Source organism: Xanthomonas sp. NCPPB 4037, from assembly GCF_041475695.2.
In the GTDB taxonomy this organism is placed as follows: domain Bacteria; phylum Pseudomonadota; class Gammaproteobacteria; order Xanthomonadales; family Xanthomonadaceae; genus Xanthomonas; species Xanthomonas campestris.
Genome location: NZ_CM191261.1, coordinates 1,515,099 through 1,529,846 on the forward strand (window position 1 = coordinate 1,515,099; position 14,748 = coordinate 1,529,846).

At 62.3% G+C, this 14,748-nt stretch carries 12 protein-coding genes and 1 pseudogene; 3 read left to right on the top strand and 10 right to left on the bottom strand.

The genetic code is table 11. The features are described 5' to 3' along the window. The first annotated feature begins 957 nt into the window (after positions 1 to 957). Entirely contained in the window at positions 958 to 3,834 is a 2,877-nt protein-coding gene (locus tag ACCQ01_RS06785; protein ID WP_228433038.1) for an HrpF/NolX family T3SS translocon protein, read from the top strand. Positions 3,835 to 4,448: 614 nt separating this feature from the next. Here ACCQ01_RS06785 and ACCQ01_RS06790 read toward each other — a convergent pair. Further along, positions 4,449 to 5,429, bottom strand: a pseudogene (locus ACCQ01_RS06790) (IS5 family transposase). A 435-nt stretch (positions 5,430 to 5,864) separates the two neighbouring features. Here ACCQ01_RS06790 and hap3 point away from each other — a divergent pair. Then, positions 5,865 to 6,311: an Hpa3 family type III secretion system protein gene (hap3, locus tag ACCQ01_RS06795; RefSeq protein ID WP_043922119.1), complete on the top strand. Its 447-nt coding sequence runs from the start codon at positions 5,865 to 5,867 to the stop codon at positions 6,309 to 6,311. Continuing rightward, entirely contained in the window at positions 6,308 to 8,323 is a 2,016-nt protein-coding gene (gene xopF1, locus ACCQ01_RS06800; protein WP_228433039.1) for a type III secretion system effector XopF1, read from the top strand. The genes hap3 and xopF1 overlap by 4 nt, the downstream gene beginning before the upstream one ends. A 363-nt stretch (positions 8,324 to 8,686) precedes the next feature. On the opposite strand, the gene ACCQ01_RS06805 is transcribed toward xopF1, so the two are convergent. The 9 genes from ACCQ01_RS06805 to sctQ all read right to left on the bottom strand — a co-directional run bounded on the left by ACCQ01_RS06805 (position 8,687) and on the right by sctQ (position 14,717). Further along, positions 8,687 to 9,808, bottom strand: coding sequence for a pectate lyase (locus tag ACCQ01_RS06805; protein ID WP_228433060.1), 1,122 nt, complete (start codon positions 9,806 to 9,808; stop codon positions 8,687 to 8,689). 154 nt (positions 9,809 to 9,962) lie between these two features. Beyond that, a complete protein-coding gene (locus ACCQ01_RS06810) occupies positions 9,963 to 10,445 on the bottom strand; it encodes a CesT family type III secretion system chaperone (RefSeq protein WP_228433040.1) in 483 nt (160 codons plus the stop codon). 55 nt (positions 10,446 to 10,500) lie between these two features. Further along, positions 10,501 to 10,773, bottom strand: coding sequence for an HrpE family protein (gene hrpE / locus ACCQ01_RS06815; RefSeq protein WP_228433041.1), 273 nt, complete (start codon positions 10,771 to 10,773; stop codon positions 10,501 to 10,503). A gap of 85 nt (positions 10,774 to 10,858) precedes the next feature. Continuing rightward, complete coding sequence (gene hrpD6 / locus ACCQ01_RS06820; protein ID WP_006451041.1) at positions 10,859 to 11,101, bottom strand: Hrp regulator HrpD6; 243 nt, start codon at positions 11,099 to 11,101, stop codon at positions 10,859 to 10,861. 10 nt (positions 11,102 to 11,111) lie between these two features. Then, positions 11,112 to 12,059: an HrpD5 family protein gene (gene hrpD5 / locus ACCQ01_RS06825; protein ID WP_228433042.1), complete on the bottom strand. Its 948-nt coding sequence runs from the start codon at positions 12,057 to 12,059 to the stop codon at positions 11,112 to 11,114. Further along, a complete protein-coding gene (locus ACCQ01_RS06830) occupies positions 12,056 to 12,871 on the bottom strand; it encodes a 4-hydroxyphenylacetate catabolism regulator HpaA (RefSeq protein WP_228433043.1) in 816 nt (271 codons plus the stop codon). Before ACCQ01_RS06830 ends, hrpD5 begins: the two co-directional genes overlap by 4 nt. Further along, positions 12,868 to 13,128, bottom strand: coding sequence for a type III secretion system export apparatus subunit SctS (gene sctS, locus ACCQ01_RS06835; RefSeq protein ID WP_005994479.1), 261 nt, complete (start codon positions 13,126 to 13,128; stop codon positions 12,868 to 12,870). The genes ACCQ01_RS06830 and sctS overlap by 4 nt, the downstream gene beginning before the upstream one ends. A 4-nt stretch (positions 13,129 to 13,132) precedes the next feature. After that, a complete protein-coding gene (gene sctR / locus ACCQ01_RS06840) occupies positions 13,133 to 13,777 on the bottom strand; it encodes a type III secretion system export apparatus subunit SctR (RefSeq protein WP_228425337.1) in 645 nt (214 codons plus the stop codon). Then, complete coding sequence (gene sctQ, locus ACCQ01_RS06845; RefSeq protein WP_228433061.1) at positions 13,764 to 14,717, bottom strand: type III secretion system cytoplasmic ring protein SctQ; 954 nt, start codon at positions 14,715 to 14,717, stop codon at positions 13,764 to 13,766. The genes sctR and sctQ overlap by 14 nt, the downstream gene beginning before the upstream one ends. Between the last annotated feature and the right edge of the window lie 31 nt (positions 14,718 to 14,748).

Consider the following 14,748-nt stretch of genomic DNA (forward strand, 5'->3'; position numbering starts at 1 on the left):
AGCCACAACGCAATAGCTGGTTGAGTGGCTGGAACGCAACACGGCGATGGCGCCGTGCTGACGACGCCAACGCGCGATCTAAGCCCTAAAACTTGACGGTAGACAGCATTTTCAGCATCTCGTCGTAGCTGCCGTCGGCCATTGCGTCGCTAGTGCTTCAACTTGCCCTGCTTGAGTTTCTCCCACGTGTCTTCGGCTTGCTGAGACAAGCCGCCGATATGGCGTATCAAACAGATCTCCATGCTGATATCCCAGTGCGTGTGTCTGGGCGCTGCATGGACCAGCCGCCTTTTGGCCACGTCCTTCCACCAGCGTGCGCGGCAGCCAGGCGGCCCCGCCACTGCAGCGGCACATCGCTGCCCACCACAACTTGCTCGAATTGTTCGGGGTCCAATCCAAGCCGCATACGCGGCTGATGGTGGCAAAGCAGGAATCGCGCTGCCCCTTGCAGCGCTCGTACATCGATTGAAGTCATTTCAAACCTATGTTACCTCTACCAAGCGACGCGCCTCTGGCGTCGCGTAGGTCGTGGATCGAGGTCCTGATCAACACAGTTGCTCCACGGTTGCGGCATGCCTTGGGGTATCGTACAACTCGCGCACTTTTCGGCGATTCTGCTCTGGACCATGATTTCAGCCTCAATTGCACGCGAGTGCAAGGCGCTGCGTGCGACTGAAGTGACCATTTTAAGTCGAACGTAACAATGGCGGCGCGGTATGTATCTGGTACAAGCTTTCGCGCCGAGTGAAGGTGCCCCGTAGGATCCGTTGTGCGGCAGGGGTGTCGCCCGCACATTCGTTTTTGCGCTTTTTTCGCCAAAATAGTTCATCGGCGCATGCATCCCGTACCGGGAGTGGCAACATTTGAGCTCGCCGCATGAGACATGCCCGTGTGACCGTATGAGCATGTACTCATATGCAGCAGCTCCGCCACTGCTCTTTCACTGCGAGGCCGCACATGTCGCTCAACACGCTTTCGACCGGGAGTGCCACCGGTCTGTTTCTACCTATCACGGATGACACGTCGTCGCCGGAGGCGACCGGATCCGATTCGGCCATGAATGACTCCGATCTGTTGCTGGCGATGGACAACCTGTTCTTGCAGCAGATTTACAACTTGATTGCCGCCGTTTACGGCAACACGCCAACCAGTGAGCCAGGCAGCGACATTCCGGGGTTGGCAACGCCTTCAGCGGACGACATTCAAGCCAACCAGCCGATCGAGAAACGCACGTCCTGGCCGACGCTGCCGACCCCGTTCGACCCCAAGGACATCAAGGGCGCCACCGCGCCACCCGCCATGCCGGGGTCATCGGTGACCTGGGACGGCGGCACGCTCACGCAGTCGCAGCTTCAGATCGTCTCTACGCTCAATCAGCATCGCGACAAGATGCCGATCGAGTTCGCCAAGCTCGACGAAAAGATCAATGATCCATCCACTCCGCCGGACCTGAAAAAAGCGCTGCAAGGTCTGCAACAGGATCCTGGGCTGTTCTTCGCCATGGCATCGCAGGGCCACGGCAAGCACCACGGCGACGACCAGGGCAAGTGCAACGGCAAACTCATCGCAGACAACCTCTACGACTTTGCCGACCGCCATCCGCAGGTGACTGCGCTGGGCGGAAAGAACGCGACCTACAACCCCGAAAAGTTGAAGGGATCGACTCCGCCGCCGGCGGCAGAAGGTTCATCGGTGACATGGGACGGTGGCACGCTCACGCAGTCCCAGCTTGAGATCGTCTCCACGCTCAATCAGCATCGCGACATGATGCCGATCGAGTTCGGCAAGCTCGACGAAAAGATCAACGATCCTTCCACTCCACCCGACCTGAAAAAGGCGCTGCAAGGCCTGCAACAGGACCCTGGCCTGTTTTTCGCGATGGCATCGCAGGGGCACGGCAAGCACCACCACGACGACCAGGGTAAATGCAACGGCACGCTCATTGCCGCCAACCTCTATGACTTTGCCGACCGCCATCCGCAGGTGACTGAGCTGGGCGGAAAGAACGCGACCTATAATCCCGAAAAAATGAAGGGGCGCGACTTGCCACCTGCGGTGGACGGCTCGTCGGTCACCTGGAAAGACGGGACGCTCACCCAGAACGAATTGGAAATCGTCACCACGCTCGATCGCCACAAGGACCAATTGCCGGTCGCCTGGGCCGATCTGGATGCGAAGATCAACGATCCCGCGACGCCGCCGGATCTGAAGAAGGCATTGACCGAACTGCAGAAGGATCCGCGGCTGTTCTTTGCCATTGGCTCGCAGGGCGATGGCAAGTGTGGCGGCAAGATCACCGCCGGCGATCTCAGCAAGTTCTCGGCCGGCCACGCGCAGGTCGCGGAATACGCCAACAAGCAAGCCAAGGGCTACACACAAAACTATGTGGCGTCGGACAGCCCGGACAAGACCCAGCCAACGGTCATGACCGAAAGCGACGCGATGCGCGAACTCTATCGCTACTCGGACTATCTGCCGAAGGATCTGAACCAGGACGCCTTCAAGCACTTGGTCGAAGGCGACAGCAAGACCAAGAAGTGCCCGCCACAGGTCATCGCCGCCGCGCAGTACTTTCGTGAGCATCCCGACCAGTGGAAGGCCTTGGCGGGAGACGCAGGTTCGATGAGTACGCCGGATTTTCTGCAGAAATCCGCAGCGCAGATGCACCTGACCGCGCCCGAACTGAAAACGCTCGACACCATCAATAGCCATCAGGATGCGTTCTTCGGCGATGGCAAAGAGGTGACCCGCGACAAGCTCGACACGATCGTCAAGGACGATAAAGCCGACCCCGCCGTGCGCGACGCCGCCAAACAGTTGTTGGACGACCCGCTGTTGTTCGGCTTGTTGAACAATTCGATCACTGGCTACAAGAAACCCCACAGCTTCTTCGGCGGTGGCCATGTCGTCGACTCAGGCAAGATCAGCAACAAGGATTTTCAGCAGTTCTACGATCATATGACGGCCGCCAACAAGGCCGTGGAGAAATCGCCCACGCACGAGGCCACATCGCCCGACCAGAAGAAGGCTGTCGACGACATGTTGATGGGCAAGGCCGATCAACCCGAGATCAAGCAGAAGAAAAAGGACATCGGCACCTTCGGCAAGGGGTTGCATGAGTTCCTCAAGTGGGACAGCAAGATCTTGGACTGGGCCTCGGTAGGACTCAGTGCACTGAACGGCATCCCCATCATCGGCGAGATTGCCGATGCAGGGGCGCTGGCATTGGAGAGCGAAGCACAGGCGGCACAGGTTCTCGACACTGCACTGCAAGGCGGCGACATGAAGCTGGCATGGAAACTCGCCGGCATCAACATGGCCGGGGCGGTGGTGGGTGCCGTCGGTGGACCCACGGCCAGACTCGCAGCCAAGGGGGTGGCCAAGGGGGTCGCCGAGGGCGCAGCCAAGGCGGCAAGCGAGGGCGCGACCAAAGGCGCAACAAAGGGCGCAACCGAAGGAGTTACCGAAGGAACGACCAAGGGCGCAACCGAAGGAGTTACCGAAGGAACGACCAAGGGCGCAACCGAAGGAGCAGGCAAGGGAGCGACCAAGCCGACCGAGCGAGGGAAGCCTAGTGATGCCGTCAAAGGTTATTTAATCGGCAGTAGCATCAGCAAATCTGTGGAAATACTCAAAATGCCCGTGTTGGCAGGCTTGCATTATGAAGAGATGCGATTAGACAAGCAGAGAAAAAACGGTGAAATCCGCGAGAATCTGGAGAGCGCGGGCGGGGTGCCCCTGGGGAAAACGAGCATCCCCAAGTCCATTCAAGACAACTTCGAGGCGGACACAAAGGAAAATCTTAGGAATTTGAGGGGCGGCAGACGCCGGTAGCGTTCGCTTGGTTAGAGCGTGTTATAAACCTTGAAAAACGGTGGCCGCGTTGCTGAGCATGAAGACCGTGAAAACGACGAAACGTAGGCCAGCCAGTGTTTCTGGCAATCGTTCGTAGGGAGCGGCGAACGCCCACTCCTCGTCGGAAACGTCGATTGGATACGGGCGCCTGCTATGCATCCAGCTGCGATAACTGCATCGACCCAAAAGTTCATAACACGCTCTAGGCGTTTAGTGAGAGGAGCAAAGGGCGATCGCTACGATCGCCCGATTCATTGGCACGCCGGTCACTTGATCTGCAAGCGCGCGCTCTCGCGGTTCGATATACGGCGGCTGCAGTGGAGCTGGCTGCCCATGCACGTTCACTAATCCAGTGGAGTTGTCTCTCACAAGCCAGGTTGGCTTATAGCAGGACCCTGCTTCGGGCCGTCTTGTTACCCTCGGGTGCCAAGTGGGCGCAGCTTCGTCTATCGACAGAGCTGCGCAAGGGTTTCCCTTGGGAAGGTCTGAACAATGAGGCCTGAGAGTGCGGGATGTCGCATCGTTCTGGAGAGTCGCGTTTGGATCTTCGGATTTTTCGCAATTTCTGGAGCTTTCCTTGGGAATTCACCGGGTTACAGGCGCATGCTCCCCATAGTCGGCAGTAACTGCTTTCGCTTCATCCACAGGTTTGACAGCGCAAACAAGGTCAGCACCTGCGCGGTGTTCTTGGCCAGGCCGCGATAGCGGACCTTGGTGTAGCCGAACTGGCGCTTGATCACCCGGAATGGATGCTCCACCTTCGCGCGCACGCTGGCCTTGAAGTGTTCCCAACGCTGTTCCCGAGCACGCTCCCGCTTGTTGCCGATGGCTTGCAGCACCGAACGCTTGGCAGCAATGAAGAATGCAGCCTCGCAGTCCTGCAGTTCTTCGCGCTTATCCGCACCGGTGTAGCCGCTGTCGCCGAACACGCTGTCTTCTTTGCCATGCAGCAACGTGTGCGTCACCGTGACATCGGCGACGTTGGCCGCTGTGCAATGGACGTGGTGCACCAACCCGGAAAACTCATCCACGCCGATGTGCGCCTTCATCCCGAAATACCACTGATTGCCCTTCCTGGTCTGACGCATCTCAGGGTCGCGCGCGTGATCGGCATTCTTGGTCGAACTGGGCGCAGCGATCAGCGTCGCATCGACGATCGTGCCCGACCGCAGGCTCTGGCCCTTGCGCGCCAGATGCGCGTTGACCGCTTCCAGCATCCGCGCGGCAAGGCCATGGGCCTCCAACAGGCGGCGAAAGTTGAGAATCGTGGTCTCGTCTGGAACGTTGTCCAAGCCACCGAGCTGAGCAAACCGCCGCAAGGTCGGGATCTCGTGCAGTGCTTCTTCCATCGCCGGATCGCTCAACGCATACCACTGCTGCAGCAGATGAATCCGCAACATCGTCGTCAGTGCGTGTGGCTGCCGACCTGGGCGCCCCGACACCGGATAGTGCGGCGCGATCAGACCGAGCAGTTACTGCCACGGGACGACCTGCTCCATCTCGGCCAGGAAGATCTCTCGGCGGGTCTGCTTGCGCTTGCCCAGGCCCTCAGCGTCACCGAACGTCAGTTGCATGGATCACTCCTCAACATCAGGCGGGTAGTGTCGCGTATTTGTGGTGCGTTGTTCAGAGGTTCCCTAGCGAAAATATTGCGCATCGTGAAAGCATTAGAACATAAAGGGAGACACAGTAGAGCAGAACGCTTTTGGGCACTTCGCCAGGATAGGCGAATGGTCAATGCCGTATCCGAAGCGGCGACCGCGGTGCCCAGACTGCCATGGTCTTGCCGTAGGACTGTTTGCCGTTGTGCCCCGGAGGCCGGCCCCGCACTCGTGCACATGCAAGACGTATGACGCAGATCTCGGCTGCGCGCACTCCAACAGACCAACTTCGTGCGCGGCGCGAGTGGTTCGCAGCGTCTGGCTTGGCTGCGCAGCCCGAGCCAGACACTGCGTCCTGCCGAACTGGTGCAGCGGCAACGCATTGCATTTTTCTCCGGAGAAGCTCAGATGACGTTGGAATCAGAAAATCACCGTACAGCGACTACCGCGTTCTTCATCGGCCTGGGCGCCTGTCTCGGGTTGCCTGGCGAGCTCGCGCAGCGACTTAGCGAAGGCGAAACCATCCTTGGGCCTGCGGGCATGCTGTGTCGTGTCCACACGCAGGTGCAGCAGGGCGGCACGACGGCGTTCCCGGAAGTGATCCTGCCACTGGCCGCACGCGAACTCGGCGGCGACGAGGTGGTGACCCTGCTGGCGCTGCAGGAACAACTACTGACACATTACGGATGGCGGCTCACGCTCTCGGATCTTGGTCTGCTCTGTGTCTGCCCGCTGTTGCTCGAGCGCTCGCCCGATGCCGTGGCCGCCGCGCTGGAGCGCGGGCAAGTGGTCGCCCGTGTGGTGCTGGACGCGCTGGTGCCGCAGGCCGGCAGCGCGACCGAGGTGGCCTCATGAAGCTCACCAGCGACATCGGCACCTCTTCCAGCAGCCGGGCAACGTCGCCGGCCCCCACACACCAGACGCAGGGCGAGGAGGCCATGGCCCCGCCCCAGAAGCGTTTGCCAACCGGGCCGCTTGCCGGCTTGCCCTCTCCGGGCCCGGTGTTGCGTGGTCGTCGCGCAGCGCTTTCATGTCGCGCGGCGACCGAGGCAAGTCATGCCGAGTCCTCGCATGGCGCATCCCATCCCTCGGAGTCCTCGCACTCGTCGCATTCTTCGGAGCTGACGGATGCATCGTTTTACACTCCGCAGCCAAGCCCCGCGTCCTCGGTCATCGACGCGCCTGCCGCTGCAGCGACCTATGCGCAGCGCAGCGCGTCGACCGCCGCTGACTTGAAGGCGCAGATACGTACACACCTGGACAAACTGCCATTTGCAGCGCCCTCGGAGGGGCAGGAGGCGCTGCAGGCCGCCTATCTGGAATGGGCTGACGCGCGCATGCAGGAACGCATCACCGCGTTCGGGCCGGACGCCGGATACCAGGTCGTCGGCGATATGAAGGCGGCAGGCGCGAAGGCAGCGTGGCCGATCGCCTACGAGTGTCTCAGGGCCTTCGTCATCGGCTCGATGCGGACTCCGTTCGGTCTTGCCGCGGGCGCCGCCTACGACAGTTCGCGCCCGCCTGGATCGGAGACGCTGAGTACGTCAACGCTGTCCGGTGCGGTGGCGGGCGTTGTGTCCTATGCCAGCGATACGTTGCTGATCCCGGCAATGGATCGGCGCGCGCGCGTTGCCAATTTGCCGCGGCTCCAGGCCATCGACCCCAAGATCCTGGTGCCCGATCCGCCGCCGGTCTTGCTGGAAATCACCGCCGAAGGCAAGCGTTTCACCCGCCCGGGCGAGGGCAACGCGCCCACGCTTGCGCAGCTCAAGGCGCAGACCTACGACATCCGCCAGGGAATCACCCAGTGGCAATCGACGTTGGACGACAAATCCCTGGACACCTTGTTGCTCAAGCCGACGATCAATGCAGGATTCAACGCGGCGCGGCGGACCTCCGACGACCCGGGCACGCGCACGCCGGCCGGCCAACTGGGGTTGAGCGCGCTGGCCAATGGCGGGGCCGGGGTCGTGCAGAAGGCGATGCTCGAAACCGGCAAGGCGATGGCGCGTACCGGCCAGGTGAGCGTCCCCGACCTGCTTGGCGGACAGCAGCGGTTGAATCTGTTTTCGCTGGCAGTGCCGGACAAGACGCGTCGGCCTGCGCAATGGTCCGACGCTGTGTATTTTCCTCCCAACTATCTGCTGGAGACCGGGAAAGAAGGCCTGGCGTTGGCCAGGCAGGCCTTGAGCACCACCAACGCGATTACCACTGCGCTACGCGATGTGCTGGGCCGTCACATGCTCAGCAACGTGCTGGCCAATTTTGCCTCGCTCGGGGCCGGCCGCCTGATCGCTGCGCCGTTGCGCGGCGGCAACGAGAACGGCAGCGTTGCAGGCGAAGCCGCCAATTCCACCGCCACGGTCGTGCAGCAGGCGGTACAGACCCTGTTCAACGATACGGTCTGGAATGCGCTCAAGGCCAAGAACGGCGCCAACACCACCCAGGCGACGCGACTGGATCAGGAACGTGCCGTCACCGCGGCCAATCATCAACGCACCATCGAACGCACGCTTCAGGCGCTGGCCGAGCCCATCGACGAGGCGATCGCGCTGTTTTCGGCGCCGACGCCGGCGGAGATTGCACACGCCCTGGAAGAGGGGGTACGGCTTGCGCCTGCACCGGGGCCGCTGGCGAGGATGTTGCGTGAAACGCTTGAGCGATTGCGTACGGAAATCGACACGCAGTGCATCTCGATTGCGACCATCGACGCGGTGCGCGATCAGCTGCATGCCGGCTCGGCGGCGATGTTCAGCGGTGTGCCACGTGACGACGTGACCAAGACACTGGACACCGAGTTACGCACGCTCAGGCGTGCACTGCACGAGAGCGAGGAACTTCGTCAGTGGGAGAATGGCCGGCCGTGAGCGATCGATCCCACCGTTGATCCGGTGGCGTCTTGCCGGCCGCAACGACAGACGCAGCCGCGCCGGCGTCTGTCGCGTGTTGGCGGTCCCGGTGCCAGGCGGGTGCGCGGCTGAGGTGCGGGCAGTGGGTGTGGAACGGGGGGGCGGCACACGGCACCGCTTCGTATGCCGGCCATTGACCGGGCGTGCGCATGCCTTCTTGCACCCTGCGACGTAGTACGCGATGTGCAGGCCAAACGGCCCACCGATGTGTCGGTGGTCGTCGATCAGGGACACCACCCAGCGACGACGCCCGGAAGATGGGGCGAAGCGGTGCATCTGCCGGGCGCGATCGGCGCCCGGCACCGCTTACGCAGGAGGCAATCAGCCGCTGTAGGGCTGATGCCCGATTCGGGTCGCTCCGGTGGCCTGGAAAGCGCTGGGGGCAATCACCTCGTCGGGCGCATCGGTCTTCAGGTTTGCCAGCTTCACCGTCGCGCCCGGCGCATCGGTACGGAACACCGCTTCCTTGACCTGTTGGAAATCGCAATTTTCGACCTGAAGATGCGTGTCGATATCAGCGTGCCCACCGTTGGTACGGAAGACCTTGCCGGCGCCGTTGACGGTGTCGCCCGACATCACCACGTCGGCAGCGCCGTTGTCCTGCACGACCTTGTCTGCGGCGTTCTTGAACGTGCAATTGATGATTTCGACCTTCGGCCGGCCGCTGACCTCAGGGCTGCAACCGGCAATCCCCGCATCGTGCTCACGGTTACCCTGCCCATCGATGGTGACGGCATCCTCGCTGACATCCTCGTTGACGCAGTTGACCATCTTGCCGCTGCCCATGAAATGCACACCGTCGCCGCCGCCCGTCATGTGGACATTGCAGAGACTGCCGCCGTCCTCGACGATGAACAGCGGCTGCTGGTGCTCGTCCTGATCGCCTTTGCCCAGGCAAGGGCCGCCCGCGTATAGCTGGTTCTTGCCGTCGAACACTTCGCCTTTGTGCACCACGATGGGCTTGTTCTGGATGCCGGGTGGCGCGGTGACGACCTTGCCGGGAGGCAGTGGCGCTGGCGTGCAGGTCGGGCCTGGCGTGCCGTGAGCACCGTCGGTGGGCGTGGGTGTGGGCGTCGCCGAGTGACCCGGGTTGGTGGGCGATGCGCCGTTGCCGGTTCCCGTTCCGGATGTGTTGCTGCCGTTGCCACCGTTGTTGCCATTGCCATTGCCATTGCCGGCACCGCTGCCGCTGCCGTGTTGCCCGCCGGGGTTGGTGGAACACGGCGGGTTCGATGGCGGCATCGATGGTGTCGGATTGAAGTTGGTCGGTTGCTGACCGTCACTGGATGGCTGATCCTGTGGCTGCATCATGTCGCTGAGCAGGCGTTGCATGCAGTACGCCAGCATGCTCATGATCACCGCGGTCAAGGCCTGTTGCTGCGAGAGGGAGAACGAGGACGGCTGTAAGCTCGCAGGGGTATTGGAGGGTATGGCGAGATTCATTGGAAGATGTCCCTGTGCTGGTGAAATACGGGCGAAGTGATGCAGATGGGAAAAATCGACGCTGCAGCCCATGGCCATGCGCCGTGACGCAGCGCAGAGGCAGGGCAACGACCGCGCGCCAACGCCATCGGTACGATGCACAGCCCAGCGTGCGTCACGCGCGTAGCCATAGATAATTTCCCGTCGCGATTCCTTCGAACATTTCGTCGTGTGCAATGAAGATGTTGTTGTTCCAGTAACGGCCATGCTCGGCATAGTGGGCGAGCAGATCGCAGATCCATGCGCCGTCGACGTCGTCGTCCAGTGGAACACGTACGATCAGCACGATCACGCCGGCATCGTTCAATCCGAGTTGCGCCTGGTCCTGTGCGTACACCGACAAATTCGCTTCCAGCAACAGCCGGAAGACCGTCAAGGTCCGTCCCGCAGGAGCAAGGCCGTAGGAGATGCGTAGGTACAGCGCTTCTTCTTCCGGAACTTGCTGTGCTTCATCGTCGGTCTGGGCTGCAGGCATGTGCAGATAGACTTCAAACCCTTCCACCCAGAGCACACGACTGCTGAGCACCGCCTGCACATCCGGCAGGTCCAATGCTTCGCACATCTGCTGAACGATCGCTTCGAATCGGGTGCTGCTCATCTGTCGTACGACATGCGCAGGGCCATGCACCGGCCCTGCGTCATGTCAGGGCCTATTACTGGCCAACCAGCTGCTTCGCGTTGTCGCCTGCCTTGCCGATGAATTTGTTGAGCGCCACGTTGAAGTCAAGTTCGTTCTTCTTCGCGGTCAGGTAGTTGTTCATGCGCTCCTGTCCTGCGGCTGATTTACCAATGCCACCCATCAGACTATCCATCTGATTGTCCGAGGTCTGAGTGCTAGTGTGATTATCAAATCTGCTTGAAAAGTCTGATCCAAGCAGATCCCCGCCCTGGCCCAATCGCGGCCCTATCGATTGTAAATCTGACATATAAATACTCCTTAGCTAAAGAGAAGTAACGTGGAGCGCTTGTTGGCGCGTTTTGCTTGACCAACGTGGCCAAGAAACTCGATGATCAAGGCATGCTGGCGATGTGCGCGACGATGTCGCGCGCAGCGTTGATGCCGTCGTGCAAGGCAGTGAAATCGTTGCGCGCAGCCTGATCGCTTGCGGCGGACCAGTGCACACGGAGTTGTTGCGCTGTCGCGTGCAGCGCTGCCTCAATGTTGCGCAGCCGCTCGCCGGAGACATCCAGCGCCTTGGTCTGCAAGATCTTGCTCATATCCTGGGTGACCGTGTCGGTCATGGCATCGAACATGGTGCGGTTCTCATGGCGCCGCTTGCTGCGGCAGGGAAGTCAGGTGCTTGGTGCCGTCCGGGGTCTCCACGTAATGCAGTCCGTCGACGAGCAAGGCGGCATCGTAGTTGGCGGGCGTTTTCACGGACGGGTCCTGCTGGGCGATGTCCACGTGCAGCTTGCGGATTTCCGGGCCCAGATCGCTGCGCAGGTCGGCGATCCGCCGGATCGCGCGCTCTGCGTTGTCGCTGCTGCCGGCAATGGAGAAAACGCCCTGGCCATCGTAACGCACGCTCAGGTCGCGGTCGGCCAAGGTATCGCGCAGGGTTGCCAATACCTCATCCACCACCACCACATCGACCGTGACCGCATGTTGATAGCGATGCAGTTGTGCGCGCAGGCGTGCCGCATCCGCGCTGCTTGTCACCAGGCCCTCGACCCGCACGCGCGACCCGACCTGATCCACGCGCGCTTCGCGCAAGCCCAGCCGTTTCAGCACGAATCGCACCTGATTAAGCTGGTTGTCCTGGCTGCGCGGGGGAGCCGCATCGGAGAGAAACGCCGGGAGCAGGGAGGGCAGCAGTGCCGCGGCGGCCAGCGCTAGCATGGCGCCCACCACTGCACGCAGTGCGTTGCGCCTGGACCTGCGTGGCAAAGGCGCTGCCGGCGTCGCGGCGGGCGACAGTAGCTGCTCCAGCAGCGCAACATCGTCCGGCCAATCGGCCGCTGCATCGCCGATGCAGAGCACCAACGGACCAAAGCGCACCGGATGCAACGCAACAAACGCTGTCGTTGGCAACGCTTCGCTGCGATAACGCACTTGACCATCTGCATCCACCTCGATGATGAGCGAACAATCAGGCCAATCTTCGATCCGGATTTCGGCGTGGGGATCGGCGCCTAACGTATAGCTGCCTGGCTGCAAATCTAATCGTGCGCCGGCATGGATTCCCGTCAGCACGCGAAGTTGCATGGTCATGCGCGAATCTCCTGAGCGGTCCCATCGTGGTGTTCAATCAATAGCGTGTTCAAACGCGTGATGGCACGCGCGCGATCGAGGCGTTTACGCGGTTTTTCTGCGTTGAGCAGCATCAACGGCAGCAGCAGATGGAAACTGCGCAGTGCAGGCGATGTATCCGGTTGCGCCGGCACCAGATCCAGCAGGCGCTTGCGCAAGGCCTGCAGGGTTTCGGCAGCTGCGCCTGCGCTGCCCGAGTGCAGATGCTCGCGCATCAACCTCCAGACCATGGTCGTCAACTGTGCTGCGGCAGGATGGGCGACACCGATCGCACGCAACTCAACCAGCGCAACGGCAAGCGCGCGTCGCCGGATCGTCTGGTCGGCGGCAGGGGTCGCCGCGTAGCGGTCGAGCACTTCCTGGACGCTGGCACGGACGCTGTCGTCTACCTGCGATGGCGCGGCGATCGGCCACGTACCGGCCTGCGGATCGCCGGCCTGTGCGTTGCCGCCCTCGCCGTGCTGATCATCCTGGCGTTGCCCCTGGCCCTGTGGCTGAGCGACTGCGATGCTGACCCGGCCGCGCAGCGCCGCGACGCGTGCCGCTTCGGCTTCTTCCAGTTCGGTGGCGTCGAGTTCGTCGTCCATGCCATCCAGCGAGCGCATGCCGCGTCGCCGCTTGCGCGGCGGGGCGGGGCGCAGACGGGGTGCATGATGTGCCGTGTCCGCAGGCGGCTGCACGCCAGCCTGCGGCGCATCGGCGTGGTGGTGCGATGCGCCGGGCGCGCTCGGCAGCGACGGCGGCACAGCGCCTGGCGAAATGCGCCGGATCATGGAAAGGCCGCCTGCATCAGCGCCTGACCGAACTGCATGATTGCCGAGGCGCCCCAGGGCGCAGTGACTGCAATGGCAGCCACCACCACCACCAGCTTGAGCGCGAACGAAATCGAGGCATCCTGCAGCGACATCACTGCCTGGATGAAGGCGATCAGCAGCCCGGCCACTGCGGCCACGCCGACCACCGGCAACGACACCTTGAGGCATAGCAACAAGGCTTCGGAAGTGAATCGCACCAGATCGTCGTGGTCCATGGCGTCACCGATAACTCAGGACCAGGCCGTGGATCAGCATGGACCAGCCGTCCAGCGCCACGAACAACAGCAGTTTGAACGGAATGGCCACGTTGGTCGGCGTCACCTGCGAAAGGCCCATCGCCATCAACGCATTGGCCACCACCAGATCGATCACGATGAAGACCAGATACAGCAGGAATCCGATGCGGAACGCCTCGGTCAGCTCGCTCAGCGTGAATGCCGGTGCCAGCACGAGGAGGTCGTCCGGCTTGAGCGTATCGGCCTTGTCCTTGGGCCAGATCTGCTGCGCCGAGCGAATGAAAAAGGCTTTCTCGCGCTCGCGGGTATGCTTGATCAGGAATTGGCGGAACGGTTCGCGGCAGGCATCGAGCAGCACCACTACACGGCTGTTGTCGGCACCGGGACTGTAATTCTGCGCGGCCTTGAACGCCTCCATGCCCACCGGCGCCATCACAAAGCACGACACCAGCAAGGCGACGCCGTTGAGCACCATGTTCGGCGGCACCTGCTGCACACCGATGGCATTGCGCAGCAAGCCGAGCACGACCACGATCTTGGTATAGGAAGTGACGACCATCGCTGCGAAGGGCAGCAGCCCCAGCATGATGACCACCAGCAACAGCGAGCCGACATCAGGCATCTGCATGCGCAGTCTCCGACATGCTGAGGATCTGCACGCCGAGATGTTCGCCCACCGCCAGCAATCTGCCGATGCCGATGGTCTGGCCGTAGACGACCAGGCGGATGTCGGCCTGATCCACCGGCACCGATAGTTCGAGGATCTGGCCGGGCTGCAAGCCCGACAGCACCGACAGAGACAGCGCAAGCTGGTCCACTTCCAGCTGTACGGGCAGTTCCAGTGCCGCCACATCGGTGGCGGACGATGAGGAGTCGGACGCGGGCATATCGTGCTGCATGGTGGGGGCAGTCTCCAGAATCATCTGTTGCAGGGTCAGGCGTACCGGAGCGCGCAACACCGCACCTCCAGGGATGCCCCAGAGCAGCTCGCCACTGCGCACGGGAGCCGTGGCAAGCGCGTGCAGCAGGACATCGCCCGGGCGCAGTGATTGCAGCAACGCCGCCGCTGCCGTGCGCTGGCCGATACGCAGGCGCGTGGTCACCCGCAGTGCGCTCAGCCAGGCCGGCAGTGGCGACGGCTGGGCCAGTGCAGCGCTAGCCGTTTGCAGTGCGGCAAGCAGCAGCGGGCTGGCGGTTTCTGCGATCGCGTCGATGCCGCCCAGCGTGATGCCGATATCGAGGCGATCGACTGCATCCGCACAGCGCTCGAAGGCGACCACCTCGGCAGCGCCCAGTCCCAGTGGTGCCAGGGCGCGCAGATCATCGCTCAACAGCACACCGGCGATCGCCACACGCAGGGCGTCATCAGCTTCGTTCAACAGCAGTGCCAGGCCGTCGTGTGCCGCGATCCGCAACTCCAGGCTGCCGCTGTCGAACTGCAACTGCAGGCGCGCGGCGTCCGCAGACCGGATGCCGCGGCGTTGCGCGGTGTAGCCGCAACGCTGTGCGGCACGTGGATCGCACAGCACTCTGCCCAGCTGCGCACGCACGGCGGGCACGTGGGTCAGCGCCTGCGACAAGTCGCGTGCCGGCGACGTC

What these genes read in the sequence shown, in the direction of transcription:
- sctR (WP_228425337.1), bottom strand. Translation starts at nt 13,777, where the DNA reads ATGCAGATGCCTGATGTCGGCTCGCTGTTGCTGGTGGTCATCATGCTG.
- ACCQ01_RS06830 (WP_228433043.1), bottom strand. Translation starts at nt 12,871, where the DNA reads ATGATCCGGCGCATTTCGCCAGGCGCTGTGCCGCCGTCGCTGCCGAGC.
- hap3 (WP_043922119.1), top strand. Translation starts at nt 5,865, where the DNA reads ATGACGTTGGAATCAGAAAATCACCGTACAGCGACTACCGCGTTCTTC.
- ACCQ01_RS06810 (WP_228433040.1), bottom strand. Translation starts at nt 10,445, where the DNA reads ATGAGCAGCACCCGATTCGAAGCGATCGTTCAGCAGATGTGCGAAGCA.
- hrpE (WP_228433041.1), bottom strand. Translation starts at nt 10,773, where the DNA reads ATGTCAGATTTACAATCGATAGGGCCGCGATTGGGCCAGGGCGGGGAT.
- xopF1 (WP_228433039.1), top strand. Translation starts at nt 6,308, where the DNA reads ATGAAGCTCACCAGCGACATCGGCACCTCTTCCAGCAGCCGGGCAACG.
- sctS (WP_005994479.1), bottom strand. Translation starts at nt 13,128, where the DNA reads ATGGACCACGACGATCTGGTGCGATTCACTTCCGAAGCCTTGTTGCTA.
- ACCQ01_RS06785 (WP_228433038.1), top strand. Translation starts at nt 958, where the DNA reads ATGTCGCTCAACACGCTTTCGACCGGGAGTGCCACCGGTCTGTTTCTA.
- hrpD6 (WP_006451041.1), bottom strand. Translation starts at nt 11,101, where the DNA reads ATGTTCGATGCCATGACCGACACGGTCACCCAGGATATGAGCAAGATC.
- hrpD5 (WP_228433042.1), bottom strand. Translation starts at nt 12,059, where the DNA reads ATGACCATGCAACTTCGCGTGCTGACGGGAATCCATGCCGGCGCACGA.
- ACCQ01_RS06805 (WP_228433060.1), bottom strand. Translation starts at nt 9,808, where the DNA reads ATGAATCTCGCCATACCCTCCAATACCCCTGCGAGCTTACAGCCGTCC.